General features: G+C 63.5%; 18 protein-coding genes and 1 pseudogene. 10 read left to right on the forward strand and 9 right to left on the reverse strand.

Going from position 1 to position 23,698, the window contains the following annotated elements:
* Positions 1–119 precede the first annotated feature (119 nt).
* Complete coding sequence (locus V7E26_RS10600; protein ID WP_324415501.1) at positions 120–1,367, forward strand: serine hydrolase domain-containing protein; 1,248 nt, start codon at positions 120–122, stop codon at positions 1,365–1,367.
* A 228-nt stretch (positions 1,368–1,595) separates the two neighbouring features.
* On the opposite strand, the gene V7E26_RS10605 is transcribed toward V7E26_RS10600, so the two are convergent.
* The 4 genes and pseudogenes from V7E26_RS10605 to V7E26_RS30025 all read right to left on the reverse strand — a co-directional run.
* Entirely contained in the window at positions 1,596–2,438 is an 843-nt protein-coding gene (locus V7E26_RS10605; RefSeq protein WP_324415503.1) for an amidohydrolase family protein, read from the reverse strand.
* Positions 2,439–2,673: 235 nt separating this feature from the next.
* A complete protein-coding gene (locus V7E26_RS10610) occupies positions 2,674–3,531 on the reverse strand; it encodes a DnaJ domain-containing protein (RefSeq protein WP_324415505.1) in 858 nt (285 codons plus the stop codon).
* A 922-nt stretch (positions 3,532–4,453) separates the two neighbouring features.
* Entirely contained in the window at positions 4,454–7,558 is a 3,105-nt protein-coding gene (locus V7E26_RS10615; RefSeq protein WP_324415507.1) for an ATP-binding protein, read from the reverse strand.
* A gap of 84 nt (positions 7,559–7,642) precedes the next feature.
* Positions 7,643–7,768 (reverse strand): annotated as a pseudogene (locus V7E26_RS30025) (double zinc ribbon domain-containing protein); the annotation flags it as partial.
* A gap of 388 nt (positions 7,769–8,156) precedes the next feature.
* On the opposite strand from V7E26_RS30025, the gene V7E26_RS10620 reads away from it, so the two are divergent.
* Positions 8,157–8,405 carry a hypothetical protein gene (locus tag V7E26_RS10620; protein ID WP_324415509.1) on the forward strand — a complete coding sequence of 83 codons (249 nt, stop codon included), beginning with the start codon at positions 8,157–8,159 and terminating at the stop codon, positions 8,403–8,405.
* Here V7E26_RS10620 and V7E26_RS10625 read toward each other — a convergent pair.
* Positions 8,384–8,659 (reverse strand): hypothetical protein, encoded by a 276-nt coding sequence (locus tag V7E26_RS10625; protein ID WP_324415511.1) that lies wholly within the window; start codon positions 8,657–8,659, stop codon positions 8,384–8,386. The two genes, V7E26_RS10620 and V7E26_RS10625, sit on opposite strands and share 22 nt — an antisense overlap.
* Before the next feature lie 353 nt (positions 8,660–9,012).
* On the opposite strand from V7E26_RS10625, the gene V7E26_RS10630 reads away from it, so the two are divergent.
* From V7E26_RS10630 to V7E26_RS10640, 3 genes are all read left to right on the forward strand, one after another.
* The gene (locus V7E26_RS10630; RefSeq protein WP_324415513.1) at positions 9,013–9,381 is read left to right on the forward strand and encodes a hypothetical protein; all 369 of its coding nucleotides are present in this window, start codon (positions 9,013–9,015) and stop codon (positions 9,379–9,381) included.
* A 200-nt stretch (positions 9,382–9,581) separates the two neighbouring features.
* Positions 9,582–10,958, forward strand: coding sequence for a cation-efflux pump (locus tag V7E26_RS10635; RefSeq protein WP_324415515.1), 1,377 nt, complete (start codon positions 9,582–9,584; stop codon positions 10,956–10,958).
* 195 nt (positions 10,959–11,153) lie between these two features.
* Positions 11,154–13,466: a PAS domain-containing sensor histidine kinase gene (locus V7E26_RS10640; RefSeq protein WP_324415517.1), complete on the forward strand. Its 2,313-nt coding sequence runs from the start codon at positions 11,154–11,156 to the stop codon at positions 13,464–13,466.
* Between the two features lies 1 nt (position 13,467).
* Here the strand turns inward: V7E26_RS10640 and V7E26_RS10645 are convergent, their stop codons facing one another.
* The 3 genes from V7E26_RS10645 to V7E26_RS10655 all read right to left on the reverse strand — a co-directional run bounded on the left by V7E26_RS10645 (position 13,468) and on the right by V7E26_RS10655 (position 17,301).
* A complete protein-coding gene (locus V7E26_RS10645) occupies positions 13,468–14,358 on the reverse strand; it encodes a LysR family transcriptional regulator (protein ID WP_324415519.1) in 891 nt (296 codons plus the stop codon).
* 157 nt (positions 14,359–14,515) lie between these two features.
* On the reverse strand, positions 14,516–16,333 hold the full coding sequence (locus V7E26_RS10650) for an adenylate/guanylate cyclase domain-containing protein (protein WP_324415521.1): 1,818 nt from the start codon (positions 16,331–16,333) through the stop codon (positions 14,516–14,518).
* Positions 16,330–17,301 carry an ABC transporter substrate-binding protein gene (locus V7E26_RS10655; protein ID WP_324415523.1) on the reverse strand — a complete coding sequence of 324 codons (972 nt, stop codon included), beginning with the start codon at positions 17,299–17,301 and terminating at the stop codon, positions 16,330–16,332. Before V7E26_RS10655 ends, V7E26_RS10650 begins: the two co-directional genes overlap by 4 nt.
* 205 nt (positions 17,302–17,506) lie before the next feature.
* Between V7E26_RS10655 and V7E26_RS10660 the strand changes: the two genes are divergently transcribed.
* Positions 17,507–18,352 carry an HD domain-containing protein gene (locus V7E26_RS10660; RefSeq protein ID WP_324415525.1) on the forward strand — a complete coding sequence of 282 codons (846 nt, stop codon included), beginning with the start codon at positions 17,507–17,509 and terminating at the stop codon, positions 18,350–18,352.
* Between the two features lie 8 nt (positions 18,353–18,360).
* On the opposite strand, the gene V7E26_RS10665 is transcribed toward V7E26_RS10660, so the two are convergent.
* On the reverse strand, positions 18,361–20,010 hold the full coding sequence (locus tag V7E26_RS10665) for a winged helix-turn-helix domain-containing tetratricopeptide repeat protein (RefSeq protein WP_324415527.1): 1,650 nt from the start codon (positions 20,008–20,010) through the stop codon (positions 18,361–18,363).
* A gap of 324 nt (positions 20,011–20,334) precedes the next feature.
* Between V7E26_RS10665 and V7E26_RS10670 the strand changes: the two genes are divergently transcribed.
* The 4 genes from V7E26_RS10670 (at position 20,335) to V7E26_RS10685 (ending at position 23,690) form a co-directional block, all read left to right on the forward strand.
* Positions 20,335–20,592, forward strand: coding sequence for a hypothetical protein (locus tag V7E26_RS10670; protein WP_324415529.1), 258 nt, complete (start codon positions 20,335–20,337; stop codon positions 20,590–20,592).
* 52 nt (positions 20,593–20,644) lie between these two features.
* Entirely contained in the window at positions 20,645–21,424 is a 780-nt protein-coding gene (gene mddA, locus V7E26_RS10675; protein WP_324415531.1) for a methanethiol S-methyltransferase, read from the forward strand.
* Positions 21,425–21,660: 236 nt separating this feature from the next.
* Positions 21,661–22,137 (forward strand): formate dehydrogenase subunit gamma, encoded by a 477-nt coding sequence (locus V7E26_RS10680; protein WP_324415532.1) that lies wholly within the window; start codon positions 21,661–21,663, stop codon positions 22,135–22,137.
* Positions 22,134–23,690 carry a formate dehydrogenase beta subunit gene (locus V7E26_RS10685; protein WP_324415534.1) on the forward strand — a complete coding sequence of 519 codons (1,557 nt, stop codon included), beginning with the start codon at positions 22,134–22,136 and terminating at the stop codon, positions 23,688–23,690. The genes V7E26_RS10680 and V7E26_RS10685 overlap by 4 nt, the downstream gene beginning before the upstream one ends.
* The last annotated feature ends 8 nt before the right edge of the window (positions 23,691–23,698 follow it).

Genomic DNA, 23,698 nt, shown 5'->3' on the forward strand with positions numbered 1-23,698 from the left:
TTCGCAGGAATTCGAGACTCGATGAATGACAGGTGCTAGCGTCGCCGGCGCGACGACAAGAAACAAGCCTCGGGAGGCTGCACGGGCAACACCCGGGCTCAAGCAACAGGGAGGCGTCCATGCATCGAAAGGCCATTGGAATGATCTTCAGCATCGGCGTTGCGGCGGCGGCCTTGAACGGTACCGCGAACGCCCAGAATTCGGCTGCGAGCACAGCGCTCGACACGAGCCTGCGCGGCGCAGTCGAACGCAAGGATGTGCCCGGCGTGGTCGCGCTGGTCACGAACCGCGACGGCGTGCTCTATCGCAGCGCCTTCGGTGTCGCCGATGTCGCGACCGGCCGTCCGCTTGCCGCCGACGCGCTGTTTCGCATCGCCTCGATGACCAAGCCGGTCACGTCAGTGGCCCTGATGCAGCTCGTCGAACAGGGCCGCGTCGCGCTCGATGATCCCGCCGAGAAATATTTGCCTGAGCTTGTCGGGCTGAAGGTCTTTGAATCCTTCGATCCCGCCACCGGCGCCTATCAGCTTCGCCCCGCATCAAAGCCGCCGACGGTCCGCCACTTCCTGACGCACACCTCGGGCCTCGCCTATCCCTTCACGAGCACGATCTGGCGCGACTTCAAGCCGCGCGCCGGCGAGACCTATCCGTTCGGCGGGCCGCTGCTGTTCGATCCCGGCGAACGCTGGCATTACAGCACCAGTACCGACGTCTGCGGCAAGCTGGTCGAGGTCATTTCCGGCCAGAAGCTGGAGGATTACTTCCGCCAGCACATCTTCGCCCCGCTGAAGATGGACGACACCTCCTACAACGTGCCGGAAGCGAAGGGGCCGCGCCTCGTCGCCCAGCAGCAGCGGGCCGGCGTGCGCATGGACGGCGCCGTCGAACTGCAGAACCCGCAGCTCGGTCTCACCATCGCCGCGCCGGTCGGCGGCGGCGGCCTCGCCTCGACCGCCGATGACTACGGCCGCTTCGTGCGCATGCTGCTCAACGGCGGCGCGCTCGACGGAGCGCGCGTGCTCAAGGCCGAAACGGTTGACCTGATGGGCCAGAACCATATCGGCGCGGTCTCCGTCCCGGCGCTGAAGAGCGCGCTGGCGCGCAGCGCCGACTTCACCTTCATCGCCGACGGCCGCGACAAATGGGGCCTCGGCTTCCTGATCACGACCGATCAGGCGCCCGGCAAGCGCTCGCCCGGCAGCATGAGCTGGGGCGGCATCAACAACACCTTCTTCTGGATCGATCCAGCGCGGGGCATCGCCGGCGTGATCATGATGCAGTATCTGCCGTTCGCCGACGCCAAGGCGCTGGCCGTCTACGACGCCTTCGAACGCGGCACCTACAAGCTCGTAAGCGCCGAGCGGTAGAGGATTAGCCTGGCGCGTTACAAGCCCCTCATGTTGAGGAGCGCGAAGCGCGTCTCGAACCATGAGGCCCCGTCCGTGGCCTCTATCCTTCGAGACGCCCGCTTCGCGGGCTCCTCAGGATGAGGGTTGTACGGTGGACACGCGAAACGTAGGGCGGATTAGCCGAAGGCGTAATCCGCCGCTTCGGCCGGACGGCACGATGGCGGATTACGCTTGCGCTAATCCGCCCTACCCCTTCTTCGGCGACCAGCGATACGTCTTGATGCAGGCGCCGCCCATCAGCATCGCACGCTCGCTGTCGCTCAGGCGGCTTGTCCTGAGGAACGGCTCGACCGCCTGCTCGTAATTGACGACGGCGGCCGCCCGCGTCCAGTCGGTGCCCCACAGGCAGCGCTCAAAACTCCACGCGTCGAACACGCGGGCGAGCGGGTCCCAGATATCATTGAACGGATGCGGCTCGCGCGACAGCGTGCAGGCGCCGCTGACCTTAATCACGGCGTTCGGCCGCTTGGCGAGGTCCAGCACTTTCGGCAGTTCGGCCCAGGGCGCCGTCAGCGCCGTCGGCACGCGCGGCTGCAAAATGCCGAGATGGTCGATGATGAAGCGCGTATCGGGATTGCGGTCGATCAGCTTCATCCCGGCGTCCAGATTGTCCCAGCACAGGATGTTGACCGGGAAATCGTGGCGCACGGCCGAGCGCGCAATCCGGTCAAGGCCGGGGTGATCATGCGCGCGCCCGGCCTCCTTGGTCAGCATGATGCGGATGCCGACCGCGCCCGGCTGCTTCTTCCACTCAGCTACGACGTCGTCCACGCCGGGATCGTCCGGGTTGACCGGCTTGACGATCGCCATCCGGTTGGGATGCGCCCGCTGCACCTCCACGGCGTAGCTGGCGTCGTATTGGTACAGCGAAAAGGCGGAGATGAAGATCGCCCCGTCGACGCCCACCTTGTCCATCGCCGCCACCATCTCGTCGCCGGTGACGTGGTCCGGCCAGTTCGGCACGCTGTGCCACGGCCGCTTCGGACTGTTCGCCTCATAGGCGTGGACCTGGGAATCGACAATCGGCATCGGCGCACCTCCACTTTCTGTTTATCCGATGATTTTGGCCAATGCGGCGCGCCCGTGTCCAGACGGCAAGGACGCGGCGCTGCAATGCGTTTGGCGGCGTGGATTTGCCGCCGCGTCACTCGTCCCGGATCACACGCAACTTGCGGCCCACGCACTGTTATACTCGCCGTCGATCCTGGTGAAGAACTCGTCGAACGTGATTGTCTTCCTCGACTCCGCGCATCGCGCGGACAGGTCAGTGCGCGCTCGCGTCGGAATGAGGCTTGCCTCGATTCAAGGCATCGATGCGCCTGGCTTCGGCGACATCGGCGAATGCCCGCTTCTGGTCGCCCATGCGGTTCAGCACAATCCCGCGATCCACATAGCAGTCCGCACAAGCCGGATCCTGCTGGATCGCCAGATCGAAATTGGCCAGCGCAATGGCCAGGTCCCCGCTGCGATAGGCCGAGGCGCCGCGTTCTCGATAATATCTGACATCCCTGGGCCCCGGTTCGGCAACCGGGGGAACGTCTCTATCGGCAGGAGCGCTGCCAGTCGTCAGTGCAGGCGAGACGCTGGCCTCCTTGATCGGTTCTTTGAGGTCCTGCGGTTCTACGTCGGGCTTCGTGCCGGCTTCGATCTCTGCAGGCTTGTTGGACGGTTCGGTTCGCACCTGCGAGGAGATGTCGCTCGAACGGACGGCCGCAGCCAGCGCCGGTTCACTCCTGGAAATCTCGCTGACATGCGCGGAAGCGAGCGGCAACCTGTCGACCGGCTTGAGCAGGAAGTAGCCACCGATAAACATGACCGAGGCCACCGCGCTTACAAGCGCGTAAATGCCGAGTGTGCGAACGCCCGCGGAAAATGCGGCGCGCTTTGGCTTCTGCGGTTGCTGCTGGCGTGCGGTGGCAAGCAGCCGATCATAGGCCGCTCTTTGCCGCGGATCGCTCAGGATGGCATTGGCGCGAACGATGCGCCGGAACGCTTGCGGCGCTTCCGGATCGTCAGGATAGATGTCGGGATGGTTCGCCTTGACGGCCTTGCGAAACGCAACTCTCAAATCTTCCGCGTCGTCGTCCGCAAGTGCTCCAACAATATCGTAAAGGGTACGCATACATACTCACTAAGCGACTACTGCGCCTCAGCTATTCCCTCCCAGCCGAAACCCCTACCATTTAAACCGTGGAACCCGGAAGTGGCGAAAAAAGGACAGAAATAAGGTCACTGCCCCAAAGTTGCCACAATAATGGCAGGCGCGGAAAACCGGTAGTTGCTTTTGAATGGACTGCAGCCGCGAGCGGCCTGCACGCGGACCATACAAGCGAGTGAATGCGCTACTTGCGATAAGATCCGCCGATCCGCGCTGTTACCGGACCGATGCTCGCTGCGGAACGGGTTCGATTTCGCAGGTCGCAGCCGACTGCAGCGAACTCAGGCGGTCGCGCGCAGCCTTTTCTGCATCCTGATAGCACTGCCGCTCATATTCGGCCTTCAGGCGCGCCCATTGATCCGGATCCACGGTCTCGAGGTCCGATCTCCTGAACTCGCAATCGGGCGCCGGCTGCGCAGCAAGCAACGCCGGGTCCGGTCGGTGAATTCTCGGCTCCGAGTATCGACGCGGTTCGGAATGTCTGCGGATGCTCATGGCCGCACGGACCGGGGATGCCCTGGTTTCGCGCGGGGCTGCCTGGACTTCACGTGGCGCCGGATTGCGCGCGCAACCGGCAACCGAGATCGACACCAGGACCGCGCAGGCGGCAAGCAGTCCCGATGTGCGCGCGCGCGACCTGGCAGCATGCAGCCGCCGAGTTGCAAGCCCGCAAGGATTTTGAGCGCGAGAAGCTGCACCAACGATCGCCATGATGATGATTCCGTATCAGCGCGAACCGTGTTGGAGCCGTCGATCAATTGCACGAGAATACGGCGAGCATGGACGGAAAATTTGAATCGAACTCTAAAAATTACAATGAATAGAGTCTAAATTGCCCGCCGCGACGTCGGGATAAATTGGCAGGAGCCGTCGCCGGGAGGCGCCGTCAACGAAGTTCGACGAGCAAGGCCCTGGCCTTTCGCAGATCGCTGGTGTCAAATCCTTCGGTGAACCATTCGTAGATCGGCGCGAGAAGATCGCGCGCCATTTTCCGCTTGCCCTGACGACCGAGAAGCCGCGCCGAACTGGTAGCCGCGCGCAACTCCCACGATTTTGCCCGCTGCGCACGTGCAATGCTCAGGGAGCGCTCGAAATGCGCCTGCGCCTTCTCTTCATCCCGCTGCGGCCACCTCAGTGCGATCTCGCCGGCAACGCGATGAACTTCGGCCTCGCACCATCTTTCCCTGGTTGCTTGCATCGCCGTCATCGCATTGCCGATGCAGCGCCAGGCGTCACCGAACTGGCCTGAATCCGCGTGCGCAATTGCCAGCATGAATTCCTGCTCCGGCGTGAATATCGTCGATCCGGCCGATCGCCACAGATCAATACCCGAGGTGACGGTCTCGACCGCTCGTGCGGCTCCGGTAAGCGTCAGGATATAGCCCCGCCGCAACACGCCTTCGGCCTTTCGGAACGGGGCCCCCTTCTCCTCCGCCAACGCGACGAGCTCCTTGAGATGCTCGTTGGCGGCCTGGTAATTCCCGCAATAGGTATTGACGAGAATCGGGAAGTTCAGCGTAAACATCAACGTCGCAGCATGATCGATCTGGCGCGCTTCCGTCAGCGCGCAGTCCGCATCGTTCAGCGCCGCCTCGGGATAACCGAGCAGCCACGAGGACATCGACCGAAAGGCCAGGCACGTCACGCGCAGGTCCTGGCCAAATCGCGTCATCAATCGCCGGTGCTCGGCGGGAAGATAGAGGGCGAGCGCATCATCGTAGTGCGTCTGGGCCTCGACGAGGTCGCCCCTCAATGCCAGCGTACTCGCCATGGTACGGTGCCCGATCAGGAGCGGGACCGCCGCGCCTTCCTTCTCGCCAAGCTCGAGAAAGCGCGCGGCGAGCTCGCGCGCGACGTCGCCGTTGAAGTTTATGAAATTGACGATCCACTGGCCGAACAGGGCCGAGAGGAGCAGCGAAGTATCCTCGGGAGATTCTCCGAGCTGCTCCGCCTGTTCGATAAACGCCCTCGCCTGCGCCACGGCATTCTTGGTTTCGGGCGCGCCATATCCCCTGACATGCATCAGCGTGTTCAACAATGCGACTTGCAGGATGATCTGCTCGCGCCGCAAGTCCGGCGTGCTGTTCAAGATTGCGATTTGCGCCAGCGCCTGGCCCAGCTGTTCGGCGGCTTCGACCAGCGCCGAGCGCTCCTGTGACCGCAGCCCCGCCTTGCCCCACAGGCGCGCCGACTTCGCGATCAGTCCGGCCTTGGTGTAGTGACGTGCGAGCAGCTCCGGTTGGCTCTCGGCTGTTTCCGGAAGCTGGCGTTCGAGGATTTCGGCAATGCGCGCATGCAGCGCCCGCCTCGGCTCCCGCAGCAGCGTGCCGTAGGCTGCGTCCTGCACGAGCGCATGCTTGAACTGATAGCTGGCATGCGGCGGGACGCCTTCGCGAAACAGCAAACCCGCCGCGATCAGCCGGTCGAGGTCGGCATTCAATTCCGCTTCCGGCTTTCGCGCGACCCCCGCCAGCAGCATGTGAGGAAATTCCCTGCCGATCGCCGCGCCGACCTGCGCGACGCCCTTCGCCCGGCCGAGCCGGTCGAGCCGCGACATCAGCGAAGCCTGCAGGCTTGCCGGAACCGCCACGACGGGCGTCGGCGCGCTGGCGAAAGTCCGCGCCACTTCGCTCTCGCCCTCCGCATCCAGCACCGCCTTGGTCATCTCCTCGGCGAACAGTGGAATGCCGTCGGTGCGCTCGATGATGTCCTGGCGGATGTCTGCCGACAGCGATCGGCTGCCGACGACTTCCTCGATCAGGGAATCGATGTCGTATGGCGCCAGCCGGTTGAGGGTCAGCTCGCTCACGTGCGGCCGTCCGATCCAGGGCTGACTGAATTCCGGCCTGAAGGTAACGAGTATCAGGAGCCGATGGTTCACGGCCAGGTCCACCGCCCGGGCCAGAAATTCGAGGCTGGTTGGATCCGTCCAATGCGCATCTTCAAAAATCATCAGCACGGGATGGATGTGCGCGAGCGCGTCGATGTGCGCGCCCAGCGCCTTCAGGGTTTTCTGACGGCGGAGCGGCGGTTCGACTTCGAGCGGACGGTAGCGTCCATCGCTCGGTAGCGACAGCATTTCGGCGAACAGCGCCGCATCCTCTGGCGGCGTCGAGCTTTGCGCCAGCAGCGCGTCAAGCTTGTCTGCTTTCATTTGCTGGCTGTCGTCGTGAACGGCGCCGGCCGCACGCCATATCTCGCCAATGACAGGATAGAGCGTGCTGTCGGTGTGCTGCGGCGAACAGAAATATTGCAGGCGAATGTGCGGCTCACGAGCAAGCTGTTCCAGAAGCGCGACGGTGAGCCGTGATTTGCCGATCCCCGCTTCACCTGATAGCAGCACCACCTGACCTTCACCACGCCTGGCCCGCTTCCATCGGCTCAGAATCAGCTCCATTTCCTCATCACGACCGATCAGCGGCAGCACATCGCAGCTTTGCAACGCGTGCGAACGGCTGGTCACGGTCGTCTTTCCGGCGACCCGCCAGGCAGCGACCGGTCTTGCAAATCCCTTGATCTCGACCTTGCCGAGATCGAGATACTCGAATTGCGGTCCGGCGATGGTCCTTGTGCGCTCCGAAATAACGACGCTGCCGGGCTCCGCGAGCGATTGCAGACGCGCGGCAAGATTTGGGGTGTCGCCGAGGATGCCATGCTCTTCGGAAATCGCGCTATCGGACATATCGCCGACAATCGCCACACCCGTCGCGACACCGACGCGCGCGCTCAATTTCTCTTTCGCGGGCAACAGCTCGATCGCCCGCACCAGGGCAAGACTGGCGTGAACCGCGCGCTCGGCGTCGTCTTCGTGCGCCTGGGGATAGCCAAAATATACGACCGCGCCGTCCCCATGATGTCGCGCGACGAAGCCGTCGAAGCCGGCGACGGTCTCGACAATGCAGCGCCGGTAGCCCGCGATGATGGCGCTGAAGTCTTCGGGATCGAGTCGTGCGGAAAGCGCGGTCGACCCGACCAGGTCGCAGAACAACACCGTTAGCTGCCGGCGCTCGATCGGGCGCGCGTCACGGGCCGGCGGCGCGGAAGAATCCGCGCGCAATCCATTGCCGCAGTCGCCGCAGAACTTGTTCAGGGCCGGGTTTGCCGCGCCGCAGGCCGGACAGCGCCGCTCTACCGCCGCTCCGCACCGCCCACAAAACCTGCTTTGCTCCGCGACTTCCGTTGCGCAGTTCGTGCAGTGCATCCGGGCCTCAAGGAATATCGATTGCCGCGGCACAATGCGCCAAAAATCGAGAACGCCATATGACCTCGGTCACAATTCCGGGTGATCGCTGCAAAGTTCCAATGAATTCCAAAGTGAACTCCAACGCTGCAGGTGACCATGTCCGGCTTGCCGCTGAGACGTTACGGTGTTCAAACGACCGCCTGCGAGACGACGACAATTCTCGCAACGAGGATGCCGCAATCGAATGATGCACGGATGCCTGTCAGGTTCGTGCATGCGACGACGCGATCACGATACCGAAACGCAACAGCCGGACACATTCGGATTTCGAAATCCGAGTTGTAATGAAGGAACCTGACAGACTCAGGTAGATTCCGTGCGATTGGAATTTGGCACGGGGGCTGCAATGCCATACTTCAATTTTGATCTCGTCATCGGCGCGGAGTTCAAATGCCAGGGCCGCATGATCCTCGAAAATACCGAAAACGCGATCGACAAGGCCGATAGCCTGGCGAGCGAGCTTCGCATCGTTCGCCCCGAGCTGTGTGCGACTGGATGCTCCGTGCGCGTCACCGACTGCGAAAGCAACGAGCTCTACCGTACGCCGGTCGAGCTTGTCGGCCGCCCGCAGGATTACGGCAAGGGCGCCAGTTGAGTGGGTAGCGACTTGTTGCCCCGGGGGCAGCCGGTTCGTCCGGCGTAGGGCTGCATCTGGGCTGAGGAGTCGCTCGAACGGTTCGAACCGGATGCCGACGACCTCGTCGTATTCGTAAACTCGGCCACGGCACGGTTGGACGACCAATCCACGTATGTGACCACGGCAAGCACAAGCGCGAGCAAGGTGAGGCTCTCGACCATCGCGGTGGTGCCGATTCCCCGCCAGTCGATTTGGCGATTGAAAATGAGCATCGCACATCTCCCGAAATCGGATCTGCTGGAACCGCTTTAGGTCAAAGCCCGATTTCCAAACGTGAACTACTTCACGTCTCACGCCGACTTGATGCGGAGGCGGAACCGCGCGTGCTTGCCTGGTTCCGTCGCAATGGGCATGTTGAGAGCGGACAACGCTTATGAGTTCCGTAATTTTGCGGATTCGCTTCAGCACTCGAAGACAAACCGAAAAACAACAGGTCCGTTTCAAAAGAGAAGCTCGCGCAGAAATGTGATTCCATTTTTTCCCGAGTAATGGCCTCATTGGCTGCCGGGCGGTTCGTGTGATTCGCGGATGTCAAATTTGGTGACAGTCCATCACGGAGGCTGCCATGCAAGCGTTCGGTCGTTTGTTAGCTATCCTCAGTCTTCTTGTCTTGCTTTCCGTTCGAGTTGACGCTCACGACCCATCGATGCCGAACCATGAGTGGTTCAACAGGCAGGAAATGAACCCGGCCGCCCGGCAGCGCCTCGGCGTTCCCTGGAAATCCTGTTGCGACAACGGCGACGTGTACAAGACCCGCTTCAGGGTTGGCGAAGATCGCTCGGACCAGTGGCAATACCTGAAGGATGGCGAGTGGAAAACCATCCCGCCCGACGTCATCAAGGAAGAAGATACGCCTGACCACCTTCCCGTGCTGTTCATCAACAGACACACCGGCGTCGAACTTTGCTTCTTCGTGCCGCGCGGAGGGCTGTGAGGAGCAGCCTGTATCCGAGCCGCGACGGTCGGCCAACGTCCAACCCGCAGCACATCCCTCCGCATGCGGGGCGACAATGGATTGCTTCGCTCGCAATGACGGTGGTGCGAAACAACAATTCGCTCCTGCAAATCAGTCGCGATAACATCCTTCGCGCTTCCGCCTTTAATGTTGACCGACGCCCTGCTACACCGCCCGTCATGACAAGCTCCCCTGCTCTCAAGACCAACGTCGCCGCGATCTCGATCTTCGCCAGCGCCGGCATGGCGGCGACCAAGTTCGCGGTCGGCATCGCGATCGGCTCGCTCGCGCTGATCTCGGAAGCCCTGCACTCCTCCGTCGACGTGATCGCCACCGTCATCACCTGGCTGGTGGTGCGGGTATCCGACCAGCCGGCCGACAAGGAGCACCATTACGGCCACGGCAAGTTCGAGAGCCTGTCGGCGCTCTTCGTCATCGCGCTGCTCTATGTGCTGGCCGGCGGCATCCTGGTCGAATCATGGAGCCGGTTGCGCGAGGGCGCGCCGCCGCCCACTCTCTCCGCGATTCCCTTCGTGGTGCTGGTGATCGATATCGCGGTCAACTACTGGCGCGCGCGGGCACTGCACCGCGCGGCGCGCGAGACGCATAGCCAGGCGCTGGCGGCGGACGCGCTGCATTTCGCCTCCGACGTGCTCGGCTCCTTCGCCGTGATCGGCGGCCTCGCGCTGACCGGCCTCGGCTTTGCCTGGGGCGATTCGGCCGCTGCCATCGCGGTTGCCGTCATGATCTCGATCCTCGGCCTGCGGCTCGGACGCTCCACCATCGAGACGCTGCTAGACCGCGCCCCGGAAGGTGCTTCGGAAAAGGCGAGCGACGCGATCCGCTCGGTAGCGGGCGTGGTAGACGTCGAGCGCGTGCGCGTGCGCATGGTCGGGCCGACGCATTTCATCGACGCCATCGCCGAGGTGCCGCGCACCTACCCGATCGATCGCGTCGAGGCAATCAAGAAAAACGCGCAGGCCGCGGTCAAGGAGGCGCTCGGCGATGCCGACCTCACCTTCACCGCGGTGCCCGTGGCCCGCGACAATGAGAGCGTGCGCGAGCGCATCATGGTGATCGCGCGCAACTCCGGCCTCGCCGTGCACCATGTCACCGTGCACGATCTCGGCGACAAGCTGACGGTCAGCATCGATCTCGAGGTCGACGGCGACATGGAACTGAAGGCGGCGCACGACATCGCCCATGACCTCGAGCGCAGCATCCGCGAAGACTTCGGCGAGGACGTCGAGGTCGACACCCATATCGAGCCGCTCGAGCCGGAACTGCCGCACGGCACCAACGCCGCGCCCGAACGCGTCGAGACCATCCGCGCCGCGCTCGCGCAATTTGCCGGCAACACCGCGATCCATGACGTTCATAACGTGCGGGTGCGCGACACCGAGGCCGGCGAAATCGTTAACTTCCATTGCCGCGCCGCGCCGTCGATGAGCGTGATCAAGGTGCATGAGACCGTCGACGAGATCGAGCGCGCGCTGCGCCGCGCCTTCCCTTCGATCAAGCGCGTGATCAGCCATGCCGAGCCGTCGCGTGTATAAATTTTTTCGGCTGCGTTCTCGTTTCGGACTCATCGCGCGGCGATTAAATTTGCGTTGGACAACATTTATTTCGAATTAACGAATTGTTGACTCTCGACAGCCCCAAAAAAGTGGATTCAAATCGCTGTGATTCGGAAGTTGTGTGGGGTGCTTCCGGACAGTGTGCAAACAGGCTTTCGGCGGGGGTCTACTAGCATGGCGCGTGCGCATGCGGCGAACGTGCGTGTCCAATCCGACTCGATCAAGGGATTGGCGCAATCGATCGCGAAACCTGCCTATCACCGGCTGCTGACCGCAGAGCCGGCGCTTCGCCGCGCCGTGCCAACCCTCATCATCGCCTTCCTCATCACGATCTGCCTCGGCGCCGTCGTGCAGGTGATCGACCAGAGCCGGCAGAAGCGCGCCGCGATGAAGCGCGATCTTTCCTCCCTCACCGATCTCTTGGCCGAACGCCTCGACCGCCTCGCCTCGGTGCGGCAGGACCGCACCGCCAATATCGAGCGGCTGCAGAGCCTGCTGCCCGATCTGATTCCGGTCTGGGGCGTCGCGAGCGGCCGCCACGTCATCATCACCGGGTCTGATCACCGCGTTCTCGCGCGCGTCCCGATCGAGAGCAGCCTCGGTGGCAGCGATCGCGTCCTCGACATCATCAGCACGGCGCAACTGATTGCCGCTCCCGGCCAGCAGGGCGTCGTCACCGACATGACGCTGCCGAACGGCAACGGCGCGATGGCGATCTCGCGGCTGGTGAAGGCGCTGCCGGGCCAGGTGATCGTCATCCAGGAAAAGAACGAGCCGCTGTGGGGCTCTGACGCCGCGCTCTCGATGACGCTGTCGGCCACGACGGGCTTCGTGGTGCTGATCCTCGGCTTCGCCTTCCACTGGCAGTCGACGCGGGCCCGCGAGGGCGACCTCATCAATGACGCGGTGCGCGGCCGGATCGACACCGCGCTCAACCGCGGCCGCTGCGGCCTGTGGGACTGGGACCTCTCGCGCGGCCGCATCTTCTGGTCGGCCTCGATGTTCACCATGCTCGGCCTCGACTCCCGCAACGACCTCCTGACCTTCGGCGAGATCAACGCGCTGGTGAAATCCGACGACATCGACCTGTTCGCGATCGCCGACCAGATGATCGCCGGAGAGATCGACCACATCGACCAGAGTTTTCGCATGCAGCACACCGACGGCCACTGGATCTGGCTGCGGGTGCGCTGCGAACTCAGCCACACCCAGGCCGATGGCGGCCTGCACCTGATCGGCATCGCCGTCGACATCACCGAGCAGAAGAGCCTCGCCGAGAAGACCGTGGAAGCCGACCTGCGGCTGCGCGACGCGATCGAGACCATCCCGGAAGCCTTCGTGCTGTGGGACGCGGAAGACCGCCTCGTGCTCGCCAACTCGCATTTCCAGCGCCTGCACAAGCTGCCCGATACGGCGGTGGCTCCCGGCACGTCGTATGAGACCGTGATCGAGGTCGGCAGTATGCCGGAAGTGCGCACCCGACTGCAGGAGGCCGGCGCGCCGGTGCCGGGCGCGCGCACCTTCGAAGCCCAGCTCGACGACGGCAGCTGGCTGCACATCTCCGAGCGCCGCACCAAGGACGGCGGCTACGTCTCGGTCGGCACCGACATCACCCGCATCAAGGCGCATGAACAGAAGCTGATCGAGAACGACGCGCGGCTGCGCGCCAACGTGATCGACCTCAAGCGTTCGCAGGCCGAGCTGGCCGATCTCGCCGAAAAATATTCGCAGGAGAAGAACCGCGCGGAGGAAGCCAACCAGGCCAAGTCGAAATTCCTCGCCAATATGAGCCACGAGCTGCGCACGCCGCTGAACGCCATCATCGGCTTCTCCGAGATCATGGGCAGCGGCATGTTCGGCGTGCTCGGTTCCGACAAGTATCAGGAGTACTGCCACGACATCCTGACATCAGGAAAATACCTGCTCGAGGTCATCAACGACATCCTCGACATGTCGAAGATCGAGGCCGGCCGCATGAAGCTCGACAAGGAGCAGCTCGACCTCTCGAAGCTGCTGGCGGAGTCGCTGCGCGTGGTCTCGGGTCGCGCCGAGGACAAGAACCTGACGCTCGACGCCGACATCGAAAGCACCCTCTCGGTGGTGGCCGACCGCCGCGCCCTGAAGCAGATCTTCGTCAACCTGCTGTCCAATGCCGTCAAGTTCACCCCCGACGACGGCAAGGTGACCGTGCGCAGCCACGTATTGCCGGACTCGATCGTGCTGATGATCGCCGACACCGGCATCGGCATCGCGCCCGACTCGCTCCGCCGGCTCGGCAAGCCGTTCGAACAGGTTGAGAGCCAGCTCACCAAGACCTACCAGGGCTCCGGCCTCGGCCTTGCCATCGCGCGCTCGCTGACCCACCTGCATGGCGGCACGATGCGGCTGCGCTCCAAGCTCGGCAGCGGCACGGTGGTGCGTATTGTGCTGCCGCGCGAGCCTGGGCAGCCGAACGCGAAAGCCGGAATCGAGAGCGCTGCGGCCTGACCTATTCCAGCGTCGGCGCCACTTCGCGGGCAACCTGCACCAGCGCCGCGATCAGGGGCGTCATCGGGTCGCGCTGCGGGACCACCAGGCCGATGCTGTAGTCGACGACGGGATCGACGATCGGAATGCTGCGGACTGAGTCCGACAGACCCAGCGTCTCCGCAAGCTTGGCCGGCATGACGCTCGCCCACCGCCCGGTCTTCACATGGGTGTAGAGCACCAGCAGCGAATTCGAGGTCAGGCTCGGCGTAGCTTCAGCCGCGACGGAGGCGAGCGCGCGATCGATGATGCGGCGGTTCTGCATGTCTGGTGTCAGCAGGCACAGCGGCACCTGCCCGACCTCCTTCCAGGTGACCTGATCGCGATCGCCGAACATGGCGTCGGGCGCGGTCAACAGGCGGTAGCTCTCATTGTAGAGCGGAATGGTGCGGACCTTGCCGATCGGCTCGTTCTCGATATAGGTCAGCCCGGCATCAACCTCGAGATTTTCGAGCAGGCCCAGCACGTCAGCCGAGGTGCAGGACTGGATGCGGAAGCGCACGTCCGGATAGCGCGCGCGGTAGGGCGTCGTCAGTGAGGCCACCATGCCGAGCACGGTCGGGATCGCGGCGATGCGGATCTCGCCGGAAAGCTTGTCCTTGAGGCCGTGGATCTCCTGCCGCATCGCCCGCGCATCGCCGACAATGCGCCGCGCCCAGTCGAGCGTGCGTTCGCCTTCCGGCGTAAAGCCCTGGAAGCGGGAGCCACGCTGCACCAGCATGACGCCGAGGATCTCCTCGAGCTGCTTGAGGCTGGTCGACATGGTCGGCTGGGTGACGCCGCAGGCTTCCGCGGCGCGTCCGAAATGCCGCTCCTTCGCGAGCGCCAGCAGGAGTTCAAGCTTGTCGATCAAAGGGATGGCCCCGGAAGGTTGGGTGCTGCAGGAGGACCAGAAGTAGCACGGCCTCCGGGCCATCAAAACTTCAAAACAGCGTCGAGGGCGCTGGATTTCAGGAGCAATTCGGCTCTCATATCGCCCGATTACCCGACGTTATCAACCGGGGCGGCCGCTATGCCGTCTCGGCCAGCTCCAATCCCGGCCGCGGCCGCTTGAGACAAGGCTCGGCAGCGGGTCCGACGAGGCCTGACGATGCGGACGCATACATGCGGACCACGGAAAAAATCTCCAGCATGCGATCGTAGCCCTTGATCGGTCGCTCGCCGATCGAGGTGAGCGCGAAACTGCCCTTGATGTGTTCGGTGACCGCCGCGTCCAGCAATATCTGCCCGTCGTCAGCCAGGCTGCAAAGCCGCGACGCCAGATTGACCACGCTTCCGATCGCCGTGTAGTCGAGGCGTCCTTGATAGCCGAGGGTTCCGACCGTCGCGGTGCCCATCGCGACCCCAACACCGAAACCCATGGCGCAGCCGGCCGCGTACCACGTGCTGGACAGCGATTGCACCGCCGCCTGCATGTCGATGGCGAGCCGGATGCCCCGATCTGCGGGGTTCGCGCAGGCGACCGGCGCATTGACGAGAACCATCACCCCGTCGCCGGCAAAGCGGATCAAGGTTGCCTCGTGGCGGGCCGTGACGGCGCCGATCGCTTCATAGTACTGCCGCAACACCGCCAGAAGGACGTCGGGCTCGGCCTGCGCGGAGAACGCGGTGAAGCCTCGCAGATCGCCGAAGATGGCAACCACCTCCCGCCGCTGCCCATCCAGCAGCCGCTGGTCGGAATGCTCGACCAGCTCCGCAACCTGCGGCGCCAGGAATTGCTTCAGCCGGTTGATGCGCTCTGATTTGTGCTGCGAAACGCCGAGCTCCTCGGCCATCTGATTGAACCGGATCGCCAGTTGCTCGAGCTCGTCGCGGCTCTGGATGGTGATGCGATGGTCGAACTGCCCCATCCCGATCCGCTCGACGCCGTTCTCGAGCTGCCGGATCGGCCCCCACATGCGGCACGCACGCCAATAGGCCAGCACGAGCGCCAAAACGACACCGATCGCGATCAGGATCAGCGAACGCCACAGCGCGGCACGGATCGATTCATGCGCCTCCGGAACCGGCTGCTCGGCAATCACCGTCCATCCCAGATTAGGGGCGTGCACCGCGAGCGCAACGACAGGCTTGCCGTCCTCACCGGTCGTGGAAACCGCCGAGCCAATGGCCTGGCTGACGGCGGATTTCAGCCGGTCGAAATCACCCGCGCCTGCTCCGCTGCGCAGAACCAGGCTGATGTCGGGATGGGCAACCAGTCGCCCCGTGTCATCGACAATCAGCGCGTGGCCGGTATCGCCGATCTTGATCCTCGCAATGATGTCCCAGATCAGTTTCAGATTGATGTCGGCGACGACGATCCCGGCGGCCGCGCGGTTGCCCGCGAGCGCGATCTGCATGTAAGGCTCGGAATCGCGACGATAGTGCACCGGCCCGTACCACGCCTTGTTCGCCCGCGCGCCGACAACCGCGGGGTCCGCCGACATGTCGGCGCCCCGACCGGTCCGGTTCATGCTGACGCGGGACACGAAAACGCGTTCGGTGCCGTCAGGATCGACCATCGAGAGCGAAACGATTGCCGGCACCTGCTGCAGCAGGCGCAATCCATCGATCCGTCGCCGGTCGTCCTCGCCCGGGGTCCACGGAAACTGCACGACCCAGCCGAGTTGATCGCGAATGCCGTCGGTGAACGCCTGAATCCGGTCGGCGGCCGAACGGGCCTCGACCTGAAGAATTTCATTGAGGTAGAGGCGATTATCGCGAAAGGCGAACCAAGCCTCGGTGGCGGAGCCAAGCATCAGCGGCACCACCACCGCAACAAACAGTGTGATGAAATATTTGAAGAACAGGGAGCGGCGCGGACGGGTCATCGGACGTGACGGCCTCATTCGATCACCCGATTGGCGCGAAACAGGACGGAGGACTGGTCGAGGTCAATGCCGAGCCGCTCGGCGGTCCGGAGATTGACGACCAATTCGAACCTCGTGGGTTGAAACACCGGCAGATCAGCCGGCTTTTCGCCGCGCAGGATCCGGTCGGCATAAGTCGCGAGCCAGAAATACGTCGCGCGCTGGTTGGCGCCGTAACTCAGAAGGCCGCCGGCATCGCAATACTCGCTCCAGCCGAACATCGACGGGAGCCGATGTGCGATGGCGTAATCGGCAATCTTGGTCCGGTGCACCATCGTCAGAACATCCGGGAAGACCAGCATCGCGTCCGCCTGCACTTGCCCGACCTTGCCCAGCGCGGCGTCCAGTTCACCCGCGCCGGAAAAGGGAACGTAAATGGGTTCGATGCCGAGCTTCTGAGCGGCCTCCCTGGTCGCACGCCATTCGGACTGCTCGCCCGGATGATTGGCATTGGAGAAAACCGCGAGCTTGCGCAGGTTGGGCAGCACCTCCTTCAACAATTCGACCCGCTTGCCCGCCAGATCGAGCGACAGGAAGGTCGAGCCGGTGAAATTGCCGCCCGGCTGTCCCAGGCTTTTGACAAGGCCCAACTCCACGGGATCGCCACTCAGGGCGAACAGGACCGGCACTTCCTCGACCGCCGTCATCGCGCGCGTCGCCGGACCGCTCGAGACCGCCAGATCGACCTTGCCGCGCCTGAGTTCGGATGCCACCTCGCGCAGCGCCTGCGGATTGCCGATCGCATAGTGCAATTCAAGGATGACGTTCTTGCCCTCGAAATAGCCCCGGGCGCGCAAGCCCTCCCGGAAACCCTCCAGGAAGGGATCCGGCTGGGCCTGCGTGGAAAGCCAGTAGATGCGGTAGACCCGGGCCGAACCCTCCGCCAGTGCAGCGGCCGGACAGGTCAGCGCGGCTCCCATCAACGCTATGAAATCTCGTCTTTTCATGCAGGTAGCATGGCGCAGACCGGGCCTCGGCGCTTAGAGCCGATGTTCAGATTATCTGCAGATAATCTTGATTTTGACCCTCGGTGCGGCCGCTCGCCGTCAGCTACGGCACCATCGCGACGCAGGGACGCGACCGAATGCCCGATGACGTGCTATCATTCAATCGCTCTGCCTCGCGACGTCGCATGCCGATATGGAGGTTCAGATGATCACAATCCCGGAACTGGTGGCACAAGCCCTCGGCACATTCCTGACCGCGGAAACCAAGAGCCGGTTCGGCTCCTCCCAGGCGCGGCTGGCAGAGTTTCTGCCCTACGCCGCCCGGCTCACGCTGGAGTGCATCGGCAACAGCGACGCGCTTTATCATAACGTCGAGCATTCCCTGCTCGTCACCCTGGCCGGCCACGACATCCTGATGGGACGGGCGGTGCTGCGGCCGACGACGCCCGATGACTATGCCAATTTCATCCTGGCGTGCCTGACCCACGACATCGGATATGTCAGGGGTACCGTTCAGGGAGATGACGGCGAGTCCTACGTCGCCGACCTCAGCGGCCGAACCATTCGCCTGCCGAGAGGCTCGTCCGATGCGTCGCTGGCGCCCTACCATGTGGACCGCTCGAAACTGTTCGTCTTCGAGCGCCTCGATGCCGCAGAAGAAGTCGACGCCAGCCGGATCGCCAGGGCGATCGAATATACCCGTTTTCCCTACCCGGAAGCGTCAGGCGACGATCTGGTCGACGAGGAAGGATTGCTGCTGCGCGCGGCCGACCTCATCGGGCAGCTCGGCGACCCCAACTACCTGAAAAAGTCGAATGCCCTGTTCTATGAATTCCAGGAGATCGGCCTGACCAAGCAGCTCGGCTACGAGACGCCGGCTGATGTCGTCTACAAATATCCGCAGTTCTACTGGAACAACGTGGCGCCGCAGATCCAGACAGCGATACGCTATCTCAACGTCACCTCAAGGGGGCGTCAGTGGATTGCAAACCTTTACAGCAATGTGTTCCGCGCCGAGCGGGAGATGAACCTGTCCGGTCCGCAGCCGTGATCGCAGCGTCAGCGCGCCGCCGGAATCCCCGCCACATGTAGCCCTTCGACGAAGCGGTCGATGAAGCCGACATCGTTGCAGAAGAAGAATTCCTGCCGTGCCGTCCCGGTGCTGTAGGCCGGCTTGCGCTGCAGTATCTCGGCGGCCACCGCCTTCGCCTGGGTCGTATCGCCGAGCAGGCCGAGCGAGGAAGCAAGCGTGGCAAAGGCCTGATAGTTGACGTTGGGCTGGCGGGTCGCGCGCCGGGCGAACTCGACCGCAATGTCGTACTCGCCAAGCGAGAAATGCGCCCAGGAACGGACATGGTGGAACGAAGATATATGGCTGTCGCGCGGGCTCAGCATGGTCGCGCGATCGAGCAGCGTTTCCGCCTCGATCTCCCGCCCGTACCACAGCATGTTGAAACCTTGCGCGAAATAGGCCTGCGCGAAGCTCGGATTGAGCTCCAGCGAGACATCGAGCGCGGCCAGCGCCTCGTCGTTCTGATTGGTCAGGCACAAGGCGCGTCCGAGGGCGCAGTGGCAGAAGCAATCGAGCTCGTCGAGCGCCACCGAGTGACGCGACTGGCGCAGCGCCGTCTGCAGCCGCGCCGCGCGGTCCTTCGGCTCATCGATAAAGGCGCGCTGTATATTTACGTAGCCGAGCGCGCCATGACCGCGCGCGAAGTTGGGATCGGCCTCGATCGCACGCTTGAAATATTCCTCGGCCAGGTCGAAGCCCGGCGTCGTGAAGCGCCACAGGTTCCACAGCCCTCGCTGGTAGCAATCCCAGGCGTCCAGGTTTTCCGGCGCCTTGCGCGCCGCAAGCTGCTGCTCGACCTTCGACAGCTCGGGCTCGATCGTTGCCGAGATCTGGCGCGCCATCTCCTCCTGGATATCGAAGATATCCTCGAGCTGCAGGTCGTACTTGTCGGCCCATAATTGCTTGCCGTCCGCGGCACGAACGAGCTCCGCGGTGATCCGCACGGCGTCCCTGCTCTTGCGAACGCTGCCGACCATCACATAGCGGACGCCAAGCAGCTCGCCGACCTCGCGGGCATCGACCACCCGCCCCTGGAACGCGATGGTCGAATGCCGCGAGATCACCGAAAGCCAGCGGTTGCGCGCCAGCAGGCGAATGATGTCCTCGGTCAGCCCGTAGCTGAAATAGTCGTTCTCCGGATCGCCGGACATGTTCCCGAACGGCAGCACAGCGATCGACGGCCGCGCGTTGGCCTCGGCCTTCACCGCTTCAGAGACGATGTCATCGAGGCGCGATACTTCAGGCGATACCGACACGCCGGCGGGGGGATCGAGCGGTGAAACATTTTCATCGGGGACCAGCCGGGCCGCATCCGCTTCCGGCGCGCTGACGGTCTGAACCTCTCCGATGAAGCGGAAGCCGCGCTTGTGCAGCGTGCGGATAAACAACTGGTCGGTCCCGTTGTCGCCGAGCGCGCGGCGGGCCCCGTTGATACGGCTGGACAATGCCGCCTCGGAAATGATCCGGCCGTTCCAGACGGTGTCGATCAGTTCGTCCTTGCTGACGATGCGGTCATGGTTGCGCACGAGGTGCACGATGAGATCGAACACCTGCGGCTCGATGTGCACGGACTCGCCGAGCCGGCGCAGCTCCTGCTGGCTCAGGTCGAGTTCAAAATCGGCAAACCGGTACTGCATTACCACCTCTGCTGATGTTAATGCGATCCGCGCCGTCGCAGCCACCAGAGAATTCAGCGAACAAATTGAGCAAAAACAACATCTTCAGGAAGGAAAAACCAAGGTCTTCTGAAGAACTCCGCCAAGCTTGCGGGATCATCTCAATTTACAGACGGGTCAACCCGCATTCAACCGGAGACGGCGCATGACCCGCCTGTTTGATCTCACCAATTCCAATCCATCGCCAGAAGGCTTGATGCCGCAAGGCCGCGTGGCCGGCGCCATCCGCCTGCGCATCGCTTCATCCGGCAAACACGCCAGGCACCGGCCACGGAGGGCCGCCCCATGAGCATGATCACTACCATTTCAGCAGCAACGGCGCCGGAGCCGCGCAGAAGCGCCCTGCATGTGACGGCGCACCTGCGGCGACGCCTCAACCGCTGGATCGCCGCGGCCATCGCCTATCGCGAACGACAGGTAAGGCTGTCTGCGCTGTACCGGCTCGAGGGGCGTGGGCTGAACAAGGCCCGCATCTATCGCGGCCCGATCGACGACGCCGTGGAGAAGGCCGCGTATTTTCGCAAGCAACGCCGGCTCGGCTAGCTCCGGACCATCATTGTCAAACTGCATCATTTCAAAAGCAAGGAGATACAAGATGTCGATTACCATGCACACCGGGCCAAACAGCCCTCAGGCCGCGGTTTCATTTCCGGCGAGATTGCTCACGCTTTGCTACGGCGGCCTCGCCTATCTGATCTTTCTCGGCACGTTCCTCTACGCCATAGGCTTCGTCGCGCAATTTGTCGTGCCGAAGAACATCAATACCGGCTCGTCACATCCGCTGATGACTGCGCTGCTGACCAACCTCGTGCTGATGTCGATCTTTGCCGTCCAGCATAGCGGCATGGCGCGGCGCGGCTTCAAGCGGATGTTCGCGCGCTTCGCTTCGCCGGCGATCGAACGTTCCACCTATGTGTTGCTGGCGAGCCTGTCGCTGATCCTGCTGTTCTGGCAATGGCAGCCGATCCCTGCCGTGGCCTGGCAGATCGACGATCCCGTTCTCGCCGCCATCGCAACCGCGGGCGGCGCATTGGGCTGGCTCATCGTTCTCTACAGCACGTTCCTGATCAGCCATTTCGAACTGTTCGGATTGACGCAAGTGGTCTCGCATTACGCCGGCCGCGTGGTCGAGCCGATGAAGTTCAAGACGCCCGGTCTCTATCGCCTGATCCGGCACCCAATCTATCTCGGTTTCATCATCGCCTTCTGGTCCACGCCGATGATGACGTACGGCCACCTGCTGTTCGCCGCGGTGACGACGGCCTACATCTTCGTCGGCATCTATCTCGAAGAGTGTGACCTGATTGCGATGTTCGGCAGCGAGTATCGGCGCTATCGCGAAAAGGTGGCGATGCTGGTGCCGGGCATTTTCTGAAACTGACTTCAAAATGTGCAAACGCGCCCGTCAGGTCCGACCTGGCGAGCGCGTTCCGCTGTCGAATGTGACGACAATCAGGCGTTAACCTAATCCATCAGCCTATCACCCCATAGGCATTCCCTATGTCCTTGTCTTGATTGCGTTTTGTAATCGCAACATGAGACAGCTTTATTGATCTTCCCTGCGATTGCCCTACTCATCGGAGCACACAACCTCTGATGAGAATTTCGGAAATGACAGCGGCATACGAACCCTGGAATGAAGCGCGCGGTGCCGAGATCATCGCCGAGCACGACAAGCTCGAAGGTGCGACGCTTGTTATCCTGCATGCGATGCAGGAGGCGTTCGGTTACGTGCCCGAATCAGCCATTCCTATGATCGCTTCCGCGTTGAGCCTGTCGCGCGCCGAGGTGCATGGCGTCTTCACCTTCTACCACGATTTCCGCCACGAACCGGCCGGCCGCCACGTGCTGAAACTGTGCCGCGCCGAGGCGTGCCAAGCCGCGGGCGGCGATGCGCTCGCCGCGCGCGCCGAGGCCAGCCTCGGCATCGCGCTCGGCAACACCACGCCTGATGCACGCGTCACGCTGGAGCCGATCTATTGCCTCGGCCTCTGCGCCACCGCGCCGTCGGCAATGCTCGACGGGCGCATCGTCGGGCGGCTGGACGAAGAGCGCCTCGACGCACTGGTCGCGGAGGCGCAGCGATGAAAATGCGGATCTTCGTTCCACGTGATGCCGGCGCGGTCGCGGTCGGCGCCGATGATGTGGTTGCCGCGCTTGAGAAGGCCGCGGAGAAGCGTGGGCTCCCGATCGAGATCATCAGGAACGGATCGCGCGGGCTCTATTGGCTGGAGCCGATGGTGGAGTTGGCGACCGTGAAGGGCCGCGTAGCCTACGGCCCGGTGAGCGTGGCGGACGTATCTTCCGTCTTCGATGCCATGGCAAGCAACGGCGCGCACCCCCTCCGGCTCGGTCCCGCGGAGGAAATTCCGTGGCTGAAGCGGCAGACCCGCCTCACCTTCGCGCGTTGCGGTGTGATCGATCCCCGCTCGGTCAAGGATTATCGCGACCACGACGGCTACAAGGGCCTGGAGCGCGCGCTGACGCTGACCTCGGACGAGATCCTTGCCGACGTCACCGCATCGGGCCTGCGCGGCCGCGGCGGCGCCGGCTTCCCGACCGGCATCAAGTGGAAGACGGTGGCGCAGGCCAGCGCCGACCGCAAATATATCGTCTGCAACGCCGACGAAGGCGACAGCGGCACCTTTGCCGACCGCATGATCATGGAAGGCGATCCTTTCGTCGTGATCGAGGGCATGACGATCGCCGGCATCGCTGTCGGCGCCACCAAGGGCTATATCTACATCCGCTCGGAATACCCGCACGCGGTGGCGGCGATGAACGCCGCGATATCGGCCGCCCGGCGCACCGGCTATCTCGGCGAGCGCATCGTCGGCTCTGGCCATACCTTCGATCTCGAGGTGCGGGTCGGCGCCGGCGCCTATGTCTGCGGCGAGGAAACCTCGCTGCTGGAAAGCCTTGAGGGCCGCCGCGGTATCGTCCGCGCCAAGCCGCCGCTGCCGGCGCACAAGGGACTGTTCGGCCGTCCCACCGTCATCAACAACGTGCTGTCGTTCGCCGCGATCCCGTTCATTCTCGCCGGAGGGGCGAAAGCCTATGCCGATTTCGGCATGGGCCGCTCGCGCGGCACCATGCCGATCCAGCTCGCCGGCAACATCCGCCACGGCGGCCTGTTCGAGACCGCGTTCGGCGTCACGCTCGGCGAACTCATCGACGATATCGGCGGCGGCACCTTGAGCGGCCGCCCGGTTCGCGCCGTGCAGGTCGGCGGACCTCTCGGGGCCTACTTCCCCCGCGCGCTGTTCGATACGCCGTTCGATTATGAAGCCTTCGCCGCGCGCGACGGGCTGATCGGCCATGGCGGCATCGTCGTGTTCGACGACAGCGTCGATATGGCGAAGCAGGCCCGCTTCGCCATGGAGTTCTGCGCGGTGGAATCCTGCGGCAAGTGCACGCCGTGCCGGATCGGCTCGACCCGCGGGGTCGAGACCATCAACAGAATCATCAATGGCGAGCGGATTTCCGAAAACCTCGCCGTGGTCGAAGACCTCTGCAATACCATGAAATTCGGTTCGCTCTGCGCGCTCGGCGGCTTCACGCCCTACCCCGTGCTGAGCGCCTTGAAACACTTCCGGGAAGATTTCGGCCCGGCACCGGCCACCCTGCAGGCCGCGGAATAGGAGACTGA

The organism is Bradyrhizobium sp. (assembly GCF_036735945.1).
GTDB lineage: Bacteria > Pseudomonadota > Alphaproteobacteria > Rhizobiales > Xanthobacteraceae > Bradyrhizobium.

Bases quoted from the DNA above. Each gene is read 5' to 3' on its own strand.
- V7E26_RS10600 (WP_324415501.1), top strand. From the start codon at position 120: ATGCATCGAAAGGCCATTGGAATGATCTTCAGCATCGGCGTTGCGGCG.
- V7E26_RS10605 (WP_324415503.1), bottom strand. From the start codon at position 2,438: ATGCCGATTGTCGATTCCCAGGTCCACGCCTATGAGGCGAACAGTCCG.
- V7E26_RS10625 (WP_324415511.1), bottom strand. From the start codon at position 8,659: ATGCTCATTTTCAATCGCCAAATCGACTGGCGGGGAATCGGCACCACC.
- V7E26_RS10635 (WP_324415515.1), top strand. From the start codon at position 9,582: ATGACAAGCTCCCCTGCTCTCAAGACCAACGTCGCCGCGATCTCGATC.
- V7E26_RS10655 (WP_324415523.1), bottom strand. From the start codon at position 17,301: ATGAAAAGACGAGATTTCATAGCGTTGATGGGAGCCGCGCTGACCTGT.
- V7E26_RS10630 (WP_324415513.1), top strand. From the start codon at position 9,013: ATGCAAGCGTTCGGTCGTTTGTTAGCTATCCTCAGTCTTCTTGTCTTG.
- mddA (WP_324415531.1), top strand. From the start codon at position 20,645: ATGTCGATTACCATGCACACCGGGCCAAACAGCCCTCAGGCCGCGGTT.
- V7E26_RS10665 (WP_324415527.1), bottom strand. From the start codon at position 20,010: ATGCAGTACCGGTTTGCCGATTTTGAACTCGACCTGAGCCAGCAGGAG.
- V7E26_RS10640 (WP_324415517.1), top strand. From the start codon at position 11,154: ATGGCGCGTGCGCATGCGGCGAACGTGCGTGTCCAATCCGACTCGATC.
- V7E26_RS10610 (WP_324415505.1), bottom strand. From the start codon at position 3,531: ATGCGTACCCTTTACGATATTGTTGGAGCACTTGCGGACGACGACGCG.
- V7E26_RS10660 (WP_324415525.1), top strand. From the start codon at position 17,507: ATGATCACAATCCCGGAACTGGTGGCACAAGCCCTCGGCACATTCCTG.
- V7E26_RS10685 (WP_324415534.1), top strand. From the start codon at position 22,134: ATGAAAATGCGGATCTTCGTTCCACGTGATGCCGGCGCGGTCGCGGTC.
- V7E26_RS10650 (WP_324415521.1), bottom strand. From the start codon at position 16,333: ATGAGGCCGTCACGTCCGATGACCCGTCCGCGCCGCTCCCTGTTCTTC.
- V7E26_RS10670 (WP_324415529.1), top strand. From the start codon at position 20,335: ATGAGCATGATCACTACCATTTCAGCAGCAACGGCGCCGGAGCCGCGC.
- V7E26_RS10680 (WP_324415532.1), top strand. From the start codon at position 21,661: ATGACAGCGGCATACGAACCCTGGAATGAAGCGCGCGGTGCCGAGATC.
- V7E26_RS10620 (WP_324415509.1), top strand. From the start codon at position 8,157: ATGCCATACTTCAATTTTGATCTCGTCATCGGCGCGGAGTTCAAATGC.